Source organism: Evansella vedderi (assembly GCF_030813435.1).
Classification (GTDB): domain Bacteria; phylum Bacillota; class Bacilli; order Bacillales; family Salisediminibacteriaceae; genus Evansella; species Evansella vedderi.
The window spans coordinates 375,527-396,158 of the sequence record NZ_JAUSUG010000002.1 but is presented as its reverse complement, the minus strand read 5'-3'; the positions used below and the strand labels follow the sequence as shown (position 1 = coordinate 396,158).

Here is a 20,632-nt window from a genome sequence, read left to right as displayed (position 1 = left end):
CCTTTATATGTTTAGTTCATTTTAATCAATTTTGATCAGGATATGAATGATAATTATAAAAATACCTGCATATTTTTTTGGTGGGAGGGTGTGAAGATTATCTAATTTTGTTTAATTTAGTCGAATCGCACATAGAGGGTTAATAATCGCACATAGAACCATGATAATCGCACATAGAAACTAGATTATAGCACATATAACCTCAAAAATCGCACATACAGCTACCATCTAGTTCACTAGATAGAACGTATGTGCTAAAATGAAAGAAACTAACGAAGAAAATAGACTAATTTTTTATATAAAAGTGGAACTGGGTGATGTTGTGAGCGACAAAATTGAAATTTCCGTCCGGAGTTTAGTGGAATATGTCTATAACAGTGGAAGTATTGATACAACACTCCAGGTGAAAAATACGGCCCTAACAGACGGGATCAAAACGCATCAAAAAGTTCAGAAAAAGTACGATCCTGACGATCGAAAGGAAGTGCATCTGACTGCCGCAATCAACTATAAAGACTTCACCTTTCTATTAGAAGGGAGATGCGATGGTGTTCTCTTTCAAGACGGGGTAACCATTGATGAAATCAAGTCTGCTTCAAGGGGACTATCCCATATTGACCCAGAAGGGAACCAGGTCCATTGGGCACAGGCTAAGCTCTACGGTTATATGTATGCAAAAGAGCATGAGCTAAAAGAAATCAACGTACAAGTTACCTACGCAGATGTGAAAACAGATGAAATAAAGTCCACGAGGAAGTCCTTTACTTTTGAGGAATTAGAGGCTTTTATGTTTACTGTGCTCAACGGCTATATCAAATTTGCTGCCATCACAGCCGCATTTACAAAGGAGAAAATAAACTCCATTCAGCAGCTCACCTTTCCCTTTGAAAGCTATCGTAAAGGACAACGGGATATGGCAGTGGCCACCTATAAGACCATCCTTGATGATAAAAAACTGTTCGTGAAGGCTCCAACGGGTATTGGAAAGACCGTGTCTACTATTTTTCCAACCGTAAAAGCCATCGGGGAGGAAAAAATTCAAAAACTGGTCTATATAACAGCAAAAACCATTACCCGGACTGTAGCGGAGGAAACCTTTTCTCTTCTGAGGGAAAAGGGACTTCGCATGAAGGTGTGTACCATCACGGCCAAGGATAAAATTTGTTTCAAGGAAGAAACCATATGTCAAAAGGAATACTGTGAGTTTGCTAACGGTTATTATGACAGGATTAATGAAGCAATTTTGGATTTATATGAAAATGAGGATAAGCTGGACCGGGAAACGATAGAAAAGTACGCTAAAAAGCATACTGTCTGTCCTTTTGAATTTTCCTTAGATGCGGCAATGCTTGCTGATGCCATCATCTGTGATTATAACTATGTGTTTGATCCCAGGGTAACGTTAAAACGGCTATCTGGTGAAAATAAAAATAGTTATGCTTTACTAGTAGATGAAGCTCATAATCTAGTTGATAGGGCTCAAACGATGTATTCAGCATCCATTCGTAAATCGTTATTCTTAGAGGTGAAAAGGGAGTTTTCCAAAAGGGACAAGAGTATCTCTCAATCAGCCAATCAAGTAAATATGTTTTTGCTAAACTTAAAAAAAGAGCGGCTTTCAGACCCCTACACGACACAGGAAGAGCCCCTAGAAGAATTACCAAATTTGCTCCAGCAATTTGTCGAAATATGTGAGGAGTGGCTGCCACGTAATTCTAATAGTGAGGGGCTGGATGTGCTCCTGGAGGCTTACTTCGAGGCAAATACGTATTTGAAAATTAATAAACTTTATGACGAAAATTACATTACCTATTTCGAACGAAACAAAAGTGAAGTAATTATAAAGCTTATGTGCATGAATCCCTCTAAGCTTCTTCGCGAAGGGACGAAAAACTATCGGGGAACGGTGTTCTTTTCTGCTACCCTCATTCCAGGTAATTATTATAAGGAGATGTTAGGTGGTACTAGTGAAGATTATACGTTATCACTGGACTCCCCGTTTAATCGTGATCAATTAGACACCACCATTGTAAATGTCTCTACAAGATTTAAAGATAGGGATAGAACAAGTCAGAGAATTGTCGATGTGATAAAGGAAAGGGCAGCCCATATTGGAGGGAATATATTGATTTTCTTCCCGTCCTATCAATATATGGCTCTCGTTTATGGGGAGTTTACAGAGCAGTTTCCGGAAGTTCCTACGATCATTCAATCTAATACTATGAATGAGGGAGAGCGGGAAGAGTTTTTACAGAAATTCCAAGGAAATCATCAAAAAGGGGTGCTAGGTTTTGCCGTTTTAGGGGGCATCTTTTCTGAAGGGATTGATTTAAAAGGGGACAGGCTTAAAGGTGTTATTGTTGTTGGGGTTGGTTTACCTCAATTCAACACGGAGCAAGAAATTATTAGAAAATACTTTCAATCCATTGGGAAAAACGGCTATGATTATGCCTATGTTTACCCAGGAATCAGTAAAGTTCTCCAAGCTGGGGGCAGACTTATTCGTACAGAGACCGACACGGGACAGCTTGTGTTAATCGATGATCGCTTTTTAACTCCCAAATATCAGGCACTATTGCCCTACGAATGGAAAGACTTTGAGGTAGTATACGGTTATTAACATATTCCCTGTGGAAATCTAATCAAATAAGAAGATTCTAGAATAGTGATAAAATTTCCAAGGAAATGTTCTTTTATGACGTCATTTCCGAGGAAATGATGTTGTGTTTTGTCAAATCCATGAAAATACTTGTGAAAGCACTTTTCCATGTGGAGGAGTGCTTTTTATGTATGAGATCCTTTGGGGAATGCATACATATTACAAAGGATGATTAGGGGGATAGGTAATGAAGGAGTTTTATAACTTTCTAAAAATGATACAGAAAAATGCTCATCAATCATTTTGTATAGCAACAGTAATTGAAGTAATTGGTTCCGCCTATCGACATGAAGGGGCAAAAATGCTTTTTTGCAATAATGGTCAGCGGTACGGAACCATCAGTGGAGGTTGTTTAGAAGAGGATTTACAAGTCCATACAGAAGAGGTACTTTACAATAAACTGACGAAAATCATGACGTATGACCTAAGGGCGGAAGATGACATTGGTTGGGGGCAAGGAGCTGGCTGTAACGGAAAAGTAAGGATTTTACTTGAGTCTCTGCAATGGGGTCCTTACTTTGAAACTGTTTTTTCTCATTTAGAAATAGGGAAGCATATTATATCTGTTCGAAAAGTGAAAGAAGGAGAAATTTCAACAATGCCCGCATTATTTTTTACAAATGGTGAGGAAGTGGGAACTTTGCCCTTTGCTATTGGAAGAGAATTAAATACTCAAGTTATGGAGTTTATAAGGGAAGAGCGTCCATTAAAATACGTTACGTTTAGTAAGGATGAGGATTATTTAATGGAGCGTTTGGAAGGAGAGGATTTTCTTTATATTTTCGGTGCTGGTATGGATGTGGAACCGGTTGTTAGAAGGGCAGCTGAATTTTCCTTTTCACCAATTGTCATTGATCCAAGAGAAACCCGTTGTAATGAGAGGAATTTCCCCAATGGGAAGGAGCTGATTGTGGAGCATCCGGAAAGATATTTGGCAAGTAATGAAATAAAGGAAAATAGTTACGTTTTGATTATGAACCACCACTTTGAAAGGGATCGATACGTATTAAACTATCTTCAAGAAATGACTCCTCCCTTAAAGTACGTTGGAATTTTAGGGCCGAGGGAAAGGACAAAACGGTTGTTAGGTTCTACAAAAATTCCAGAGTGGCTTCACTCTCCAGTTGGAGTGGATATACACGCAGAAGGTGCCGAAGAAATTAGTATTAGTATTTTAGCTGAGTTAATTAAGGAACGAAATAAAAGAAGAGCGCTTAGCCGTAAAAGAAAGTGGGCAATGCTATGAACCAAAACAACATATCAGCTGTCATTCTCGCTGCCGGCATGTCATCACGAATGGGAAGGGGAAAAGCAAAGCAGTTGCTACAGCTAAGTGGTGAATCCATTTTAGAGCGAGTCATTAAAAAGATTCAAACCCACCCTTTTTCTAAAATTATTGTCGTCGTTGGACACGAAAGGGAGAAAATAAAATCTCAAATCAACATCAATGATCCTAGGCTAATTTGGCTGGACAATGATGAATATAAGTTAGGGCAGCACCATTCCTTTAAAAAAGGGATGGAAGCCTCCCTTTCCCATCAGCAAGAAGGGGTAATGTTCTTTTTAGGTGATCAGCCATTTATTCAAAATAAGGTTATTAGCCGGATAATGGGCAATGGAGCAGAACGGTTGGAGAAGGAACAGACTCCCTTTGCTATCCGCCCTCATCATAAGGGAAGACCGGGGCACCCTGTATTTTTTGGAAACATAAGTAAGCTTCATACAACATGGAACAAAGGGGGAAGGGCTCTGTGGCGAAGTATGGAAGAAAAAGAAATGATACATCTTGAAGATCCGTATATTCACTTTGATGTTGATACACCAGATGATTATCAACGAGCCCAAAGGATTGTCCTAGAATTGGAAAAAGGAAAATGGGAAAATTGAGCACTGTGACATCATTTTTCCAAAAGGCAGGTTGTGAAAAGAAATGGCAGGTCAGTAGGGTTATGAAGAGGGTGGCTCAAAAACTTGGAGTACCCTCTTTTTTGATTGTATTAAATTAATCGGTAGAATTGGTGATCTGTCCTAGCGTTGGCATTCCTCCTTGGGCACCAAATTTGGTAACGGAAATGGAAGCTGCTCGAACGGCAAAGGATAAGATTTCTTTCCACTCCCATTGTTTTGCTAAACCATAGGAAAGTGCTGCATTAAAACAATCCCCTGCCCCTGTCGTATCTACTACTTCTACTAGAGGAGCTGTAACATGCTCTAATTTTCCTTCAATAATATGGGTTGCCCCGTGTTTTCCACGGGTAACAATTAATTTATTTCCAAATTTAGATTCCCATGTACGAATGGCTTCAAACAATTCAGCATCAGATCTATCTGCCTTTTTCCCAATCAACATTTCAAACTCTGTCTCATTAGGAGTGATAACATCTACTAATTGTAGTAACTCTGGTGATAGGGGATTAACTGGTGCTGGATTTAATACTGTTTTTACACCCGATGAACGTGCTATACGAAGGGACTCATGTACGGTTTCCATTGGAATTTCCAGCTGAAGCAGTACAATATCAGATGCAGCGATTACATCCCTATAGGACTTTACCATTTCTGGTGTAAGCTTTCCGTTCGTCCCCGGGACAATAGCAATGGAGTTATCCTCTTTAGTGTGGTAAATACTTGCTATCCCTGTAGACTCATTTTTCAAAGTGAAAATTCCATCTTGAGAAAGTCCATACTGTTCCATTTCTTCAAGTATTCTTTTCCCAAAAAGATCATCTCCCACGGCTCCGATCATTGTGACATCAGCACCTAATCTTGCACATCCCACAGCTTGATTAGCACCCTTGCCCCCAGGTATATAATGAATGGAGTCTCCATGTACCGTTTCACCTATTTGTGGCATTACCTCTAATGAAATAACTAAATCCATGTTTAAGCTACCAACTACAGTTATTTTAGGAGTGTCCATTACCTTCGCCTCCTTGAAAATTTAATTGCTCCATTTATTATAGCAAAGGGCTAGTAAAGATAGACCTGTACTTAAGGTGTTTCTCCTTATAAATTGGAAAAAGCACAAACTACACCTAAATTTTGTATATTTCCAATTTCTTACTTTTCAAATTCACTTTTTGGTGTTATAGTGTTTATATTGATATACACACTATAACACTGAAAGGGGATGTTATGATGGATTTTATTGAATTCCTTTGGGCTTATATACTTGTCTTTTTATTATCTGCAACACCGTTTCTCGAAGCATGTGTTGTGATTCCCATATCGATCGTGGCTGGTCTATCGCCAGCACCAGCGATCATATTAGGGTTAGTGGGAAACATTCTTACTGTTTTAGTTGTCATCTTATTTGTTAATAAAATTAAAGAATGGAGAAGAAGAAGGAAAGAAGGGGATGTAGAGAAGGGAGAAAGCAAACGAACAAAACGGGCACAAAATATTTGGAAAAAGTATGGATTGCCTGGGTTAGCTATTATTGGTCCGATGTTTGTGGGAAGTCACTTAACTGCTTTTATGAGTATCTCATTAGGAGGAACGAAGAAAAGAACCTTTTATTGGATGACGATAAGTATTACACTTTGGACCATTGTATTAACGATTTTAGCCGTTTTAGGAATTGATTTACTAGGAAGAGAAGACGATGGTTTTCTCCAAAACATTTTTCAGTAAGTAGGTATAAGGAGGGATAAGGTGATGCAACAAGCATTCTGGTTAGCGAGAAAAGAATTAAAATATAACTGGGTGGGACTTCTATTTACCATATTAATGACAATATTTTTTGCTACTCTTTCAGCAACATTATTAGAGCAGGCAGCAAGACATTTGTTTGGATCAGATGTAACGTTTTACAATAAAGTTCTCATTGATATTATGTTCGTCGCCATGACACCATGTTTAGGGGCTATATTTATGTCTCGTCCATACTTAAATTTTGAGACGGTGAAGGAAGATCCCTTTAGTAAACGGATGGCTTTTTATCGTACCTTACCAATTCCGGTTGCAACCTTAGGGTTAAGCAGGACCCTGTTTAGCTTAATCACTTTAGGGATTCTATCTATCGTTTTTTACGGAACGATTGCTATTTTCGCATCATTTACGTTGTATCAATATATCTCACCGGTGGAGTTTATTATATTTATTTTTGTATGGTTTGGTTACGCCCTTGCCTTAAGCGGGATTAATCCTTTCATTGAATACGGTACGAACGGAAAGATGCTCCACCTTTCTCCATTATTTATATTGGCCATATTTGTAATTGTGTTACTTAGTTTTTATTCTTACGTCGGTTACGGCATTGTGGAGTGGGTCCTTCTTTTAATTAGAGATTATGGGTGGATGATAGCATTTATTTCCTTCCTTATTGGAATATCAGGCTGTTATCTTTGGAGTAAATTACTGACGGTTCGATTAAAAAAGAGGGACTACATGTAAAGGAAGGGAGGCGGACGAGATGAAGCTGCCGATCCGAGTTTCAGAAGAAAGCAGAGAACCGATTTATCATCAAATTGAAACACAAGTGAAAGCCTTAATTGTTAGTGGACAATTGCCGCCAGGTACGCCACTCCCTTCGATCCGTGTTTTGTCCAGTGATCTATCCTGTAGCGTGATTACCACAAGACGGGCTTATCAAAACTTAGAAAACAACGGTTTTATAAAAACGGTTCAAGGAAAAGGGACCTTCGTGAAAGAAATAGACTCCGATAAAAAGGAAGAAACAAAACGTAAGGTTGTGTTGGATGCCATTGTAAAGGCCGTGGAGCAAGGGAAGCAGGTGGGGTCTTCTAAAGAAGAACTACAATCTATTTTTGAAGAGGCTATCAAAAAGGCATTTAATGATTAAGGAAGGTAAAAGGGGAAGGTGAGATCATGGATACTAACGTATTAAATATTAATGGTTTAACGAAGAATTATAAAAAGTTTTCCCTTGGACCATTAGATTTACAAATAGAGAAAGGGACCGCAGTTGCCATTGTAGGTGCAAACGGTTCTGGAAAAAGCACATTATTCCGGTTACTTATGAATGTACTGCAGCCGGAAGCTGGTTCCATCGAATGGTTTGGCCAGAATTTGTTACGAAAGGAAACGGAGATAAAGGGAGAAGTGGGGTACGTAGGTGACATGCTGGAGCCATTTGGTCATTTAAAAATCAAAGAGCTCGCTGCTCTTGTTTCCCATTGGTTTCCATCCTGGGATGAAAAGTACTATTCTCAACTAATTAAACGGTACCAGGTGGATGAAGAAGTTAAGTTTGGAAAAAGCTCGAAGGGAACGAAGAAAAAAGTAGAGCTTGTTCTTGCAATGTCCCACCGTCCTTCCGTATTACTATTAGATGAGCCTTCAGCTGGCTTAGATATAAGCTCCCAGCGAAAAATGAAGGAGGATTTAATCTCCTTTATGGAAGACGGAGAAAAGAGTATTATTTTAGCCACACATAATGTGGAGGAAGTGAAGCAGATTTGTGATTTTATTACGATTCTTCGGGACGGCAAAGAAGTATGTACCTTCATGAAGGATGACATTTATGATAACTGGGGAAGGATCTGGGTCGAGAAATTTCCACAAGGTTTAAAAAATAACCCTAATATAATTGCCTATGAGGAAAATCCACCTCAAATAGTGACAAACAATATAAGGGAAATGGAAGATCTACTCCAAACAGAACAGGTGAGGATTATTAACATGCAACGGGTAAATCTTGAAGAAGTGATTGAGTATTTTGTGGATACGGAACAATGATTGTAGACAAATAACTGCCTCGACCTATCCTTAATGTTGAGTCAGTTATTTTTTATTAAATTTAATTGCTCCTTCCCTATCTGTCAAAAAATTCAGATGTGTGTTAAAATTTAACAAAAGAATATAAGGGGGAAGGGTATGAAGAAACTTGCCTATATTGCTGGTGTACTGTTCATTCTTATTTCCATATTTGCACAAATGACATCCTTAATTGACGACCGCTATACCATCGGAAGTATTTGGTTTATTGGTGTATTTGCTGGGTTCTTAGGGCTTATTGGTGCAAGTAAAGTCGGTGAAAACTACGAAAAAGCGAAAGCAATTCTTTTGTTTTCCGTTATTTTTGGCTTTATAGGTATTGGATTTTATGCAATTATCCCTGCTTTATTGATTCTTTATGTTTTGTTTCAAATTCGTCCGAAAGATAGGTAGTGTTATAGCTTGCTTCAGTACTAATTTGTACTTTTAAACGGAAAATAGGGACGCCAGTCGAATTCTCGACTGGCGTCCCTTACTTATTACCTTTGAATTAGTAACCTGGAGTTACTACGACTGCGCCGATGATTACTAGCAGTACAAATACTACTAATACGAAAGAGAAACCGCCTAAAGGTAAGTGAGTGTGTGTCATTTTAGCCAAACCTCCTTTAAAAGCAGCAGTTTGAAAGGGATTTCTCAGAGAAACCCTTTCTACTATTACCATATTACTGGTGAGTAAAATGGATTGTATTTTTGTCTAATTTTGTCAAAATTCCGCAGGTGTTGATGGGTGGTGCAGATTAGAATAATTCTAGTTCGATAGATTATTGGGCGAATTCGATAGATTACAGTTTGAAATCGATAGATTATAGTCTGAATTCGATAGATTAACCAATTAGCTGGAAACCGTCAATTGTGGTAGATGCGTGGAAGGGGTGGTGCAGATTAGAATAATTCTAGTTCGATAGATTATTGGGCGAATTCGATAAATTACAGCTTGAAATCGATAGATTATAGTCTGAATTCGATAGATTAACCAATTAGCTGGAAACTATCCATGCAGGAATGACGTTGGAAAGAGGTGGTGCAGATTAGAATAATTCTAGTTCGATAGATTATTGGGCGAATTCGATAGATTACAGCTTGAAATCGATAGATTATACCCCAAATTCGATAGATTATCCATTCAACTGGAAACTACTTCGACGTAGTTTTCACAAAATAGACATATCTTTCCCCCTTAAACAACAGGATTCCCCCCTTCTCTTGCAGAAACTAATGGTATCAATGAAAGGGAGTGATAGTTTGATATCAAAACCGCTAACTAAACCAATAATTATTAATCAATTAGAGGCTTTATTAAGGCGATTGCCTCAAAACTACATTAGTCGTCCTAAAATCGAGGGGGATTTAGCCAAATACAAGTCGGGTTATAGGGGACAGATGTCCTTAAATTACTATTTTAACTTTCTTGATGAGAAGGAATTGTACATTTTACAGGATTTAAGACTTCCGTATAAAGATAGTTACTTTCAAATTGACGTTACAATTGTTTGTCAGTATTTTATATCCTTACTTGAGGTGAAAAATAACGCTGGACTCCTTGAATTTGACCTCGATTTACATCAACTGAAGCAAACATACAATGGTATGGAAAAAATATATGATGACCCTGTTCAGCAAGTTCAAAGGCAGAGTTTTCAATTAAATGCTTGGCTTACAAAAAATAAATTTGCTGCTGTTCCAAGTGAATATAATGTAGTAATATCTAATCCTTCTGCTTATATAGTTCCGCCAAAGCCCCATCAGCGCTCCTTCTTCATAGATAAAATAATCCGCCCAGGTAGTATCCAAAATAAAATTCAATTTTTTCAAAGAAAGTATCGGAAAGAGCAGCTAACGAAACAAGAGGTACGACGGTTGGTCAATCGTTTAATTAAAAGTCACACACCTAAAATTGAGAATGTATTAGAAAAATACCAAGTTTCAGAAACGGATATTATAAAAGGAGTCCATTGTCCAAACTGCTCAAAACTGCCGATGATTAGACATTGGGGAACATGGTATTGCCAATATTGTGGACACAATGACCCTGATGCTCACCTCGGTACGTTGAAGGATCGAGCTTTTCTTCTTGGTAGAGAAGTAACAAACCAACAAGTTAGAAACTTCCTGAACTTCCCTTCCATTTCAACTGCCACAAGAATACTTCATTCTATGGAGCTTTCCTACGTTGGCACTACAAAGAGTCGCATTTACTTTTTACCCCCAGTTGACTAGTGCTAAGATTTACCCTTTAAAGATTGGAGACTATAACCGGTTATTGTTATAATTAGCAAACAGAAATTTTCGTCCAAGGAATTTGCTGTTTAACAGTATTCCCCATTGGTGAATAGTATAAGTTACATAGGAAAGGGGTTTGTGATTGTGGATATATTTAAAGGGATACATGAAAGGCGAAGTATAGGGAAAGTAAAATCGGATCCTGTGGAAAAGGAAAAGATTGAGAAGATGTTGGAGGCTGCCACTTGGGCACCGAACCATCACCATACGGAGCCTTGGAAATTTTTTGTGCTGTCAGGGGAGGGAAGGCGTCCTCTAGGGAGGGTCCTTGCTGAAATAGCGAAGGAAAGTATGGACGATCCAACGACAACGGAAAATCAGGAAAAATTAAAAAAGGCAGCGGAAAAGCCGTTCCGAGCGCCTGTGATTATTACAGTAGCCGTGACACCATCAGATAATCCAAAGGTCATTCCCATTGAAGAGGTGGCGGCAGTTAGTGCAGCGATTCAGAATATGCTCCTTGCTGCCCATGCTCAAGGATTGGGCGCCATTTGGCGTTCTGGAAAACCTGCTTATCATCCGAAAATGAAGGAGCTATTCGGATTAAGGGAACAGGATGAAGTGCTGGGCTTTGTTTATGTTGGCTATTCAGATATGCCAGAGCGACAAGGGAAACGAACCTCCTTTACGGAAAAAACTACTTGGGTCGACTCCGACAATGGTGGAAATTCTATTAGCTAATTAGGGGTAGTATAATAATTTTTTTAAATAAAGGAAATGACTTTTGCTGACGCTCGCTCACTACGAGAAAACCACTCGTAGTGAGCTTTATAAAGATTGCGACGACTTCGCTCATTCCTTAAGAGAGGAACTCAAAAGGGGAAAATTACCCTTTTGAGTTCCTCTCTTTCAATGTCCTCCGTGGGCGCTGTGATCGTGGTGGCCGCCACCGTTTGCAGGGACGATTTCTAGCATTTCATCTAAATAGCCTTGGGTTTGATGGGTTACTAATTCCTCACTGCCGATTAAATAGGCATGGTTGAAAGGGCCTTCTGTAGGTGTATGCTCAAAGATTGGTTTGAGAAGCTCCAAATAGACATGCATTTCCTCTGTAAATCTACCGTCTTCTAGCCATACCATTGGGGCGTGCTTTCCTAAATGAGCAAATGGAGCAGCAGTAATGGCCAATTCAGGAATTTCTGTGGATACCATAACGAGACCATGTCCTGGGTTCGATACTCCCCAACCAAAACTTGTTTCTTCATCTTTAAACTTAGCAAACTCGATGGAAACTTGGGCAGGAGTTTCTCCACCAATTCGGGTGACTTCACCAAATTGGCTTAATTGGTCAAAAACTTCTCCTGAAACAACTGACTCAGGACCGACTACATAAATGTTCGCATTCCCACCTCGTTTTTCCAAAGCGGCAATGGTCTCTTCTGGAATTTCATCCATAGAAACGTAAAGAAGTGACTCATCCATATGAGTGATCCAGCTTCCTGCAGGAATAGTATATTCTTTCGCGCTGTCATCCATGGAACCGATAATAACACTATTAGGAACGTTATTAATTAAATTAGTGTAGATTTCATCTATTTCATAGGCGAAGGCAGCGGGGGTATCCTCTGTAATTTGTTGCACTTCGTAATCTGCTAGTTTCTCTAATTCTTCATCGTTTAACTTGCCTAAAACCATAATCTGTATACCATTTACATTTCCTTTCGGATCTAATCTTTCAATCTCGTTGAAAATTACCTCTGGAATTGTTCCGTTGTCACTAAATAATAACGGTCCGTCATTCGGATGATGTACTAAATTTAAGCTAGCAAGGGCTAACTGCCAGTTTTCATAGGGTGCTAGCATAATAGTGCCTGGTTGATTTGCCTCCTGATCTTGGCTCTCTTCCGTAGCGCAAGCAGCCGTAAAGCCTGCTAATATGGATAAAACTACAATAATTAGAATTTTTTTAATGTTAAACAAATTATTCCCTCCTCGTTCTTCTTATTTGATTATTATTCTAATTTGGGTGTTTGAAGAAAGTATGAAGAAACTTTGGACGAAATTTGAACTTCCTCGAATTCAAAAGAGTACCCCTTTTTACGCATCTACCACATGAGTAGTTTCCAGCTAAATGGATAATCTATTGGATTTGGGGTAGAATCTATCGATTTCAAGCAATAATTTATCGAATTCGTCCAATAATCTATCGAACTAGAATTATTATAATCTGCAACCTCCTGTTTACCCGATTGGAGATACCTTTTTAATCAATTCTTATTACTGTGTTATAATAAATTAGAGATTTTATCGATTTTTGTAGAAAAAACAAAGGAGGGTTGTCTGTGGAGCGTGATCATAGTCTTTATTCCATCTTGAAAGAGCAGAATAAAATAATTGAAATGATTTCTATCATGAATCTGCCCCTTGCAGACATTCTCCATGAACTAATCCATACCATTGATTTCATCATGCCTACTATTAAATCCTCCATTATGATATTGGATGAGAAAACTCAAAGCTTGGGGAATGGAATTGGGAAAAAGCTACCTCCTGGATATTTACGGGATATTGATGGGCTTAAGATTGGGCCCTGTACAGGATCTTGTGGAACCGCTGCTTATTTCAAAAAAACAGTTATTGTAACCGATGCAAAAACGGATCCCCTATGGGAACCGTTTCGAGATATAAGCTATACATATAACATTGCCGCCTGTTGGGCTAAACCACTAATTTCGCCGAATAATAAAGTTTTAGGCACCATGGCCTTTTATAGTGATGAAAACAGGAAACCGACGGCTGAAGAGCTAGAATTAATGGATACCTTCTCTAACTTAGCAGGTTTAATTATTTTAAAGAAGAAGACGGAAGAAATTTTGCATTTGTCCAATACTGTGGTGGAGAATAGTCCAGTTATCCTTATGCGATGGAAGGCTGAAGAGGGATGGCCCCTGGAATATGTAACGGAAAACGTTTCTCAGTTAGGCTATACAACGCAGGATTTTATGTCTGGAAAAATAGAATTTACTTCCATCATCCATCCAGATGATTTAAATAGGATTGAAAATGAGGTTGAATATTATTCAAAACATGAGATTGACCAATACATTCAAGAGTATCGAATTCTCACAAAAGATGGAAAGGTAAAATGGATTGATGACCGGACTATCATTCAAAGAAATGAAGAGGGAGTAATCACCAATTATCAAGGGACAATCTTGGACATAACGGAACGAAAAGAAGCGGAAGCTACCATCAAGTTTTTGGCTGATAATGATACGTTAACCCAATTGCCAAATCGTCGGGTTTTCTTGGAACAATTAGCATTGGAATTAGAGGAAGCCCAATCAGAGGAACATATAGTGGCGGTGCTGTTTTTAGATTTAGATAACTTTAAAGATGTTAATGACTCCATGGGGCATCATTTCGGAGATCAACTATTGCAAAACATAGCCAATACGTTGAAAGCTGCCATATCGGAGGATGGATTTATTTCCCGTGTATCAGGGGACGAATTTGCTATTATCTTATCAAATGTTAATGACCAAAAAGTCATAGGAACAGCAAAAAAGATACTACAGATTTTTAACGATCCATTTGTAGTTGGTGGAATGGAGTTCTCCATTACAGTAAGTGTAGGAATCAGCCTGTTTCCACAACATGGCGACAATCCTGACACCTTGCTAAAGCATGCTGATCTTGCCATGTACAGTGCTAAAAAACAAGGGAAAAATTGTTTTCAATTCTATACGAGAGAAATTAATGAGAGCGAACGGATAAGGAAAAAGCTGTATAAGGAGCTGAAGAAAGCTTTAAAGGAAAATCAATTTGTTTTGTATTTCCAACCCCAGCTGAATATCCATACGTTAGAAGTCACTGGTGTTGAAGCATTAATTCGCTGGGATCATCCTGAGAGGGGAATCCTTTCCCCTATGGAATTTATTCCCTTTGCAGAAGAATCAGGATTGATTTCTGCCATCGACGAATGGGTATTAGGGGAAGCATGTCGTCAACGTGCTGATTGGAAGAAAATGGGCTTTTCACCCTTTTCCATGAGCGTTAACCTATCGGCAAGGCAGTTCTATAATCATAGTCTTGTGGACGATGTCCAGAATCTGCTGAAGGAATTGGAGCTTGCTCCTAATGATTTAACATTAGAAATGACGGAAGGAACGTTAATGACGGATAAGGAAAAAACGATAAACGTTTTGAAAAGGCTAGGGAAAACAGGCGTTTCTACTTCCTTAGATGATTTTGGGACAGGCTACTCCTCCCTAAGCTACCTAAAGTTCCTGCCCATTAACAAATTAAAAATCGATCGCTCCTTTATGTCTGATATAACCGAGGATGTGAGGGACGCGGCAATTCTTGAAGCCATTTTCACATTGGCCCAGCGTTTAAAGCTCGATGTGATTGTGGAAGGGGTAGAGACAATGGAGCAGCTCAATTACTTAAAGGAAACAAGCTGCGGCGAAGCGCAAGGGTACTTTTTCAGCCGTCCACTTCCGGTCAGCGAGATCGAAGGCTTTTTCAAAAGAGCATAAAAATAAGATCCGGTCCTTCTACAAACAGAGTTGGACCGGATCTTTTTTACTCCGATAATAATTCTAGTACATAATCCTTCAGATCCAAGATACGCAGATTCTTTGGCTTTTTATCCGTGCCGGCAATAATTAATACGGCTAAGGCATCGTTTTTATGAATGCCCCCATGGTCACCTCCTGCGGGATAGGTGGGCACGGTATCGTCATAGAAGGAAAACCCTGGCTTAGCTGTTAAGATTAACTTGGAAGCTTCATGGCTTTTTAATGAAGTGTACAGTTGATTTAAGACGTCGGGATAATCCACATAAGCAATTTCTTTAGACGCATCATCAAGCTTTAGAGTCAAAACAGTTGGGTCTCCTTCAATGGACCATGTTTGACCATAGCGATCTGTCCAGCTTCCGCCAGGCTTGAAAAGGAATTCACTATTTTTTTCACGGTAGGCTTGTACAGTAACCCAGTCATCATCCCCATTATCCGTCAGCCATGCGGCAAAATCAATTCGGTAATCATCGATGGCTTGTTTCCCGAGTTCTTGCAATATTCCTTGACGCTGAACGTCATATATATAGGACATCCGGCCATTAACTCCAAAGGCAATTTCCCCTTCAGAAACAGGTGCACCCAAGGAAGAGGCTAAATATCCATCATATAAATCACGTAAATCGATGGTTAGTGCTTCTTCATTTTCTGCTAGCTTGTCCTGGCCGTGGTCCCCTAAGAGGATAAAAATATTGTTTTCTAAGGCAGCCTCCCAGCTGTCATAGGCATTCAGAATTTCTTGTAAATAATTATCTATCTCTTCGAACCCGGCCCGATAATGGGGACTGTGTTCGTGGGCAGTGATATCAAATTCAGGAAAAAATACCAGGGTGAAATGTGGCTGATCCCCCTGCTCGATCAGTGCTCGCATCACTTCTGTGGAATACTTATCATTTATGCCATAGCGATTGAATATACCATCCGTAAAATTATAGTCATCAAGAAATTCAGGTATCTTAAATCTGCCAAAGGCTAACAGATCTGGCCCCTTCGTTTCTATTGTATCTGGCAGGTTCACTATTTCATTGGACAGTCCAGGAAACTCCAGCACATGTGTCTCATCACCACGGTAAACAATCAGATTAATAGCTCCGGTGGAAAAACCTCGCTCAGACAGCTCCTCGAATATTGTGGGGACATTAGGATTTAGATGCTTATTGTTAAGGTTATACGCCGCATCTATTAGGCTGTCACGGAGACCTAAGCTTAACAGAGTTTGAATAGAGGTACCATAGTTCACCATTCGATCCTCCGCTTCGTTGTACCAATATAAACCGGGAACCTTATGCTTATCTGACATTTCCCCTGTTAATAGTGTACTTTCAATAGTAACGGACATGGTAGGGAAAGGGGAAACCAAATCATTGTAATACTGCCCCCTCTCCACGAGATATCGAAGGGCAGGCATATTATTTTTCTCTAAGCTACTTTCCACTAAAGATCCCATCATCGTATCGACAATAATCATGACCACATTTTTTTGGGGGAAGTTGCTCCGGTCCTCTTCATAGGATAAGCCCTGGAGACCGTCATCGGTCTGCCCCCCCTGACACGCAGATAACATTAACACCGTAAAAAGAATAAATAGCCTCTTCATAAAAGCCTCCTATATAAAAATGTATGACTTTTTCAGTGCCATTTGCATTTGTTCGTATATTTTAGGTTTCCTTTAACTTCCTGTTTTATGAATGCCTGAGAGGATAAAATAAAATGCTATACAAAAAAAGTTCCATTTTTACGGAGGAAAGGCCATGACCCCATCATCTAAACCAATTGTTCTCTTAATCATTGATACATTAATGACGAGGCCTCTAGAGGAAGCCATTCAAAACGGATATGCACCAGCCCTGAAGTTTTTCAAAGAAAAGGGTAACTATTTTCCGCAAATGGTCAGCTCCTTCCCTACTATGTCTGTAACGATAGAGAGTACATTGTTAACGGGAGAATACTCCCATAAGCACCGTCTTCCTGCACTCATTTGGTATCACGAAGATGAACAAAGAATTGTAAACTATGGTACGGGAATAAAAGAAATTATGAAAACCGGTTTCTCTCAGTTTGTTAAGGATATGTATTATGGCCTTAACAACGTACATTTAAGCCGGGATGTTAAAACGATTCATGAAGAGCTGGGAAAAAGGAGCTTAAAGAGCGCGGCTATCAATGCCTTTGTTTATCGTGGAAAGCATATTCATGAAATGAAACTTCCTCCTGCGTTACGGTTAACAACTGGATATAACAGCACTTGGAAAATACAAGGACCACCTATCTGGTCCCTCGGCTCCTTTTCAAAGCTAAGCCCATTTACCGTGAACCCACAAATTTTTTCTGGAAATTATAAAGCGGGATTCCGAGAATTAAAGCATTTAATTAGAAAAAACAAGCTTCCTCCATTTACCATGTGTGTTATTCAAGATCTTGATTTACGTATTCATTTCAAGGGGCCGATGGATATGAAGGGTATACAGAAGATAGATCGGGAATTACAAAAGATGCTGAACCTTTATGGGAGTTGGGATAATGCATTGCAGGAGGCAACGTGGATTATCTTATCCGATAACGGCCATGCACCAATGGGAGATAGGAAGGATCACCATGTTATACATTTGAGGAAGGTGTTAGATGGGTTTACCATTATGAAGGGAACTACCCCCATTTCTCCAAAGGATGAGCTAGCCCTTGCCGTTAACCAGCGAATGGCCTTTATTTATTGTATAGGGCCGAATGTGAATAAAAATAAAGTGATTGAACAGCTAAGAGGGGACGAACGAATCGATATTATTGCTTGGGAGGAGGAGGGGAAAAATCATGTAGTATCGGGGGTACTGGAAGGGAAACTTTCCTTCTGGCCAGGGGAGGATTACGTAGATGAATATAAGCAAACTTGGGGTATATCAGGGGAAGTAACACTATTAGACATTACCATTCGTGATAATCAAATTACCTATGGAAATTATCCCGATGCGTTGGCCAGACTCTCCAGCAGCCTTCAATCCCATCAAGGGAATTATCTCGTTGTAACGGCAAAACCGGGATACGAGTTTAAAGAAAAGGCATCACCTATTCATGTGGGGGGTGCTGCCCATGGCTCCTTGCATAAATATGAATCACTCGTGCCAATGATCGTGGCAGGAACAGATTCTTATCCGAAAAAGGAGCGGATTGTTGATTTGAAGGAATGGATTTTAAGCCTTATTTAATTTCGTTTACGTTATACTAGAAAGGGAAGGTAGGTGATGGTATGAAACGAGTTCTTCCTGTATTTCTAGTCATCGTACTATTCGGAATGATATTCTCACCAGGTGTAAAGGGAAATGAAGGGGAAGAGGAAAAGGTCCTCGTTTCCTTAGGGGATTCCATTAGCGCTGGATACAATCTGGAGGCCCCAACGAACCAGGCTTTCCCCCATTTAATTGGTGAAGGTAGTTTTGAAGTGACGAATTTAGCCGTACCAGGGTGGACGACGAGGGATTTGCTGATGGCCCTTAAAGATGATGAGACATTTTGGACACATATAGAAGATGCCAATGTAGTTACTATTAATATTGGAAGTAACGATCTTCTGCAGGCCATTAATTTCTTTGGATTGTTAGAAGAACCAAGCTCCTTTAACCCTGAGGTAGTTCAGGAGGGGTTACTTGATGCTCGCTATGTTTTATGGAGGAACCTAACGGAAATCTTAGGCATCATCCGCTATCATACAGACGAACCCATCATTTTTTATAATATTTATAATCCAATCGTATCGGACGGCTCCTTTCTCATGGAGCTTCTATATATTATCGTGGATGAACTAATTTTAGATATAAATCGGAATATTCTAGAAAGCTACCACTCCATTGAGGAAAAAATTTTAGTGGTGGATGCCTATGGAGTTTTTTCTGGAAATCAGGAGCAGTATATCATCCCAGGGGATATTCATCCAAACACGGCAGGACAGGAGAGGCTAGCTCAATTGGCTGATGCCGCATTAGGATATGGAGAAGTGGTAGCAGAAGTTTCGGGGGAAGGGACTGTGGAAGAGGATTTGCCAGTGTTGAAAGAGGATAAAGCAATTGAGGAGACGGCGGACGAAGATTATTTAGTAGCAGAGGAGCAGGAAGGAGAGGAATTAGATGAAACAGGCACCACTTCCTTCTTTTCGTTATTTAGTATTTTCATAGGTACAGCTATTTGTATTTGGCTGATCTTAATTGGAAAGCAGTATTTAAAGAAAAGGGGAAAAAGTAGTGATCTAGAAACATAAATGGGTTGTCTCAAACGGCATTTTGAGACAGCCTTTTTATATAAAAACTTAGGTTAGAATAATTCTAGATCGATAGATTATGGTTGGATTATGAGTGGAAATCGATAGATTATAGCTGGATTTCGATAAATTATCCAATTCGTTGGAAACCGCAAAGTTAAAATTAATTAGAATTATTCTAGAACGATAGATTATGGTTGGATTTCGATAGATTATGAGTGGAAATCGATAGATTATAGCTCAAAATCGATAGATTATCCAATTTGTTGGAAACCGCAAAGTTAAAATTAATTAGAATAATTCTAGAACGATAGATTATAGCTGGATTTCGATAGATTATGATCGCAAATCGATAAATTATAGCTTAATTTCGATAGATTATCCAATTTGTTGGAAACCGCAGAGTTAAAATTAATTAGAATTATTTTAGAACGATAGATTATGGTTGGATTTCGATAAATTATGACCGCAAATCGATAGATTATAGCTCAAAATCGATAGATTATCCAATTAATTTGGAAACCGCAAAGTTAAAATTAATTAGAATTATTCTAGAACGATAGATTATAGCTGGATTTCGATAGATTATGAGTGGAAATCGATAGATTATCATCCAAATTCGATAGATTAGCCAATTCACTGGAAAAACAACAACCGAAATTCAAACGAAAAGACCAATTTTCCCCATAAAAATGAGGTAATGCAGCGGCTAATTGGTAGCAGGATCAAATTTCAGCCCAACAAAATGGAAAGCTGAATAAAAGATCCCTCCTTAGAGGGATTTAGGTAACTAATCTCTTGCATCCTCGAGTTCGCGGCTGACTTTAGAAATGGTTGTTCTTTCTCTGCCGTTGCTAGGTTGAGCTGCATCCTTTGACTTAATAGGATTACGTTTCGATTTAGAGCGTTTGCTCATTTCGTTTCACTCCCTTTTTAAACTTCCTTCACCACTATTTTCACCCCATACCTACAATTTATGTGGAGAAACTTTTTCCGAGCAACGTCGTCATAATAGCAAAGAACAAAATAAGGTGTGATAAACATGAAACGGCAGACAAAAATTCCCAAAAAAATCGGATTGTTAACGGCAACATTTATTTTTTTCCTAATGGCAGTGGGGTGTGGTCAAGGGTCTGGCGGATCCTCCATCCCTGAGAGTGAATGGGAGGTTGGGTAGGGAAG

The 20,632-nt window shown here is 39.2% G+C and carries 19 protein-coding genes; 14 read left to right on the top strand and 5 right to left on the bottom strand.

Annotated features, from left to right (window positions below; genetic code table 11):
• The first annotated feature begins 259 nt into the window (after window positions 1-259).
• From J2S74_RS04080 to J2S74_RS04070, 3 genes are all read left to right on the top strand, one after another.
• Window positions 260-2,620: an ATP-dependent DNA helicase gene (locus tag J2S74_RS04080; RefSeq protein ID WP_307322161.1), complete on the top strand. Its 2,361-nt coding sequence runs from the start codon at window positions 260-262 to the stop codon at window positions 2,618-2,620.
• 226 nt (window positions 2,621-2,846) lie between these two features.
• Window positions 2,847-3,905: an XdhC family protein gene (locus J2S74_RS04075; protein WP_307322159.1), complete on the top strand. Its 1,059-nt coding sequence runs from the start codon at window positions 2,847-2,849 to the stop codon at window positions 3,903-3,905.
• Window positions 3,902-4,546, top strand: a complete 645-nt coding sequence (locus J2S74_RS04070) for a nucleotidyltransferase family protein (protein WP_307322157.1) — start codon at window positions 3,902-3,904, stop codon at window positions 4,544-4,546. The genes J2S74_RS04075 and J2S74_RS04070 overlap by 4 nt, the downstream gene beginning before the upstream one ends.
• A gap of 115 nt (window positions 4,547-4,661) precedes the next feature.
• Here the strand turns inward: J2S74_RS04070 and rbsK are convergent, their stop codons facing one another.
• Window positions 4,662-5,579, bottom strand: coding sequence for a ribokinase (rbsK, locus tag J2S74_RS04065; protein WP_307322153.1), 918 nt, complete (start codon window positions 5,577-5,579; stop codon window positions 4,662-4,664).
• 218 nt (window positions 5,580-5,797) lie between these two features.
• On the opposite strand from rbsK, the gene J2S74_RS04060 reads away from it, so the two are divergent.
• From J2S74_RS04060 to J2S74_RS04040, 5 genes are all read left to right on the top strand, one after another.
• Entirely contained in the window at window positions 5,798-6,292 is a 495-nt protein-coding gene (locus J2S74_RS04060; protein WP_307322152.1) for a small multi-drug export protein, read from the top strand.
• A 21-nt stretch (window positions 6,293-6,313) separates the two neighbouring features.
• Window positions 6,314-7,054: a hypothetical protein gene (locus J2S74_RS04055; RefSeq protein ID WP_307322151.1), complete on the top strand. Its 741-nt coding sequence runs from the start codon at window positions 6,314-6,316 to the stop codon at window positions 7,052-7,054.
• 19 nt (window positions 7,055-7,073) lie between these two features.
• Window positions 7,074-7,463 (top strand): GntR family transcriptional regulator, encoded by a 390-nt coding sequence (locus J2S74_RS04050; RefSeq protein ID WP_307322149.1) that lies wholly within the window; start codon window positions 7,074-7,076, stop codon window positions 7,461-7,463.
• Between the two features lie 26 nt (window positions 7,464-7,489).
• On the top strand, window positions 7,490-8,359 hold the full coding sequence (locus J2S74_RS04045) for an ATP-binding cassette domain-containing protein (RefSeq protein WP_307322147.1): 870 nt from the start codon (window positions 7,490-7,492) through the stop codon (window positions 8,357-8,359).
• Between the two features lie 138 nt (window positions 8,360-8,497).
• Window positions 8,498-8,791: a hypothetical protein gene (locus J2S74_RS04040; RefSeq protein ID WP_307322144.1), complete on the top strand. Its 294-nt coding sequence runs from the start codon at window positions 8,498-8,500 to the stop codon at window positions 8,789-8,791.
• Window positions 8,792-8,888: 97 nt separating this feature from the next.
• On the opposite strand, the gene J2S74_RS04035 is transcribed toward J2S74_RS04040, so the two are convergent.
• Window positions 8,889-8,990 (bottom strand): sporulation protein YjcZ, encoded by a 102-nt coding sequence (locus J2S74_RS04035; protein ID WP_307322142.1) that lies wholly within the window; start codon window positions 8,988-8,990, stop codon window positions 8,889-8,891.
• Window positions 8,991-9,643: 653 nt separating this feature from the next.
• Between J2S74_RS04035 and J2S74_RS04030 the strand changes: the two genes are divergently transcribed.
• Window positions 9,644-10,618, top strand: coding sequence for a nuclease-related domain-containing protein (locus tag J2S74_RS04030; protein ID WP_307322140.1), 975 nt, complete (start codon window positions 9,644-9,646; stop codon window positions 10,616-10,618).
• A 147-nt stretch (window positions 10,619-10,765) separates the two neighbouring features.
• Window positions 10,766-11,362 carry a nitroreductase family protein gene (locus J2S74_RS04025; protein ID WP_307322138.1) on the top strand — a complete coding sequence of 199 codons (597 nt, stop codon included), beginning with the start codon at window positions 10,766-10,768 and terminating at the stop codon, window positions 11,360-11,362.
• 168 nt (window positions 11,363-11,530) lie between these two features.
• On the opposite strand, the gene J2S74_RS04020 is transcribed toward J2S74_RS04025, so the two are convergent.
• Window positions 11,531-12,601, bottom strand: coding sequence for a cell wall-binding repeat-containing protein (locus J2S74_RS04020; protein ID WP_307322135.1), 1,071 nt, complete (start codon window positions 12,599-12,601; stop codon window positions 11,531-11,533).
• Window positions 12,602-12,963: 362 nt separating this feature from the next.
• Between J2S74_RS04020 and J2S74_RS04015 the strand changes: the two genes are divergently transcribed.
• Window positions 12,964-15,162: a sensor domain-containing phosphodiesterase gene (locus tag J2S74_RS04015; protein ID WP_307322133.1), complete on the top strand. Its 2,199-nt coding sequence runs from the start codon at window positions 12,964-12,966 to the stop codon at window positions 15,160-15,162.
• A gap of 46 nt (window positions 15,163-15,208) precedes the next feature.
• Here the strand turns inward: J2S74_RS04015 and J2S74_RS04010 are convergent, their stop codons facing one another.
• A complete protein-coding gene (locus tag J2S74_RS04010) occupies window positions 15,209-16,801 on the bottom strand; it encodes an alkaline phosphatase family protein (RefSeq protein ID WP_307322131.1) in 1,593 nt (530 codons plus the stop codon).
• A 154-nt stretch (window positions 16,802-16,955) separates the two neighbouring features.
• Here J2S74_RS04010 and J2S74_RS04005 point away from each other — a divergent pair, with 154 nt between their 5' ends.
• Together J2S74_RS04005 and J2S74_RS04000 are read left to right on the top strand one after the other, a co-directional pair.
• Complete coding sequence (locus tag J2S74_RS04005) at window positions 16,956-18,404, top strand: alkaline phosphatase family protein (RefSeq protein WP_307322127.1); 1,449 nt, start codon at window positions 16,956-16,958, stop codon at window positions 18,402-18,404.
• Between the two features lie 41 nt (window positions 18,405-18,445).
• Complete coding sequence (locus J2S74_RS04000; RefSeq protein WP_307322124.1) at window positions 18,446-19,450, top strand: SGNH/GDSL hydrolase family protein; 1,005 nt, start codon at window positions 18,446-18,448, stop codon at window positions 19,448-19,450.
• A gap of 790 nt (window positions 19,451-20,240) precedes the next feature.
• Here J2S74_RS04000 and J2S74_RS03995 read toward each other — a convergent pair.
• Window positions 20,241-20,366, bottom strand: a complete 126-nt coding sequence (locus tag J2S74_RS03995) for a hypothetical protein (protein WP_307322123.1) — start codon at window positions 20,364-20,366, stop codon at window positions 20,241-20,243.
• A gap of 126 nt (window positions 20,367-20,492) precedes the next feature.
• Here J2S74_RS03995 and J2S74_RS03990 point away from each other — a divergent pair, with 126 nt between their 5' ends.
• Window positions 20,493-20,627: a hypothetical protein gene (locus J2S74_RS03990; protein ID WP_307322120.1), complete on the top strand. Its 135-nt coding sequence runs from the start codon at window positions 20,493-20,495 to the stop codon at window positions 20,625-20,627.
• The last annotated feature ends 5 nt before the right edge of the window (window positions 20,628-20,632 follow it).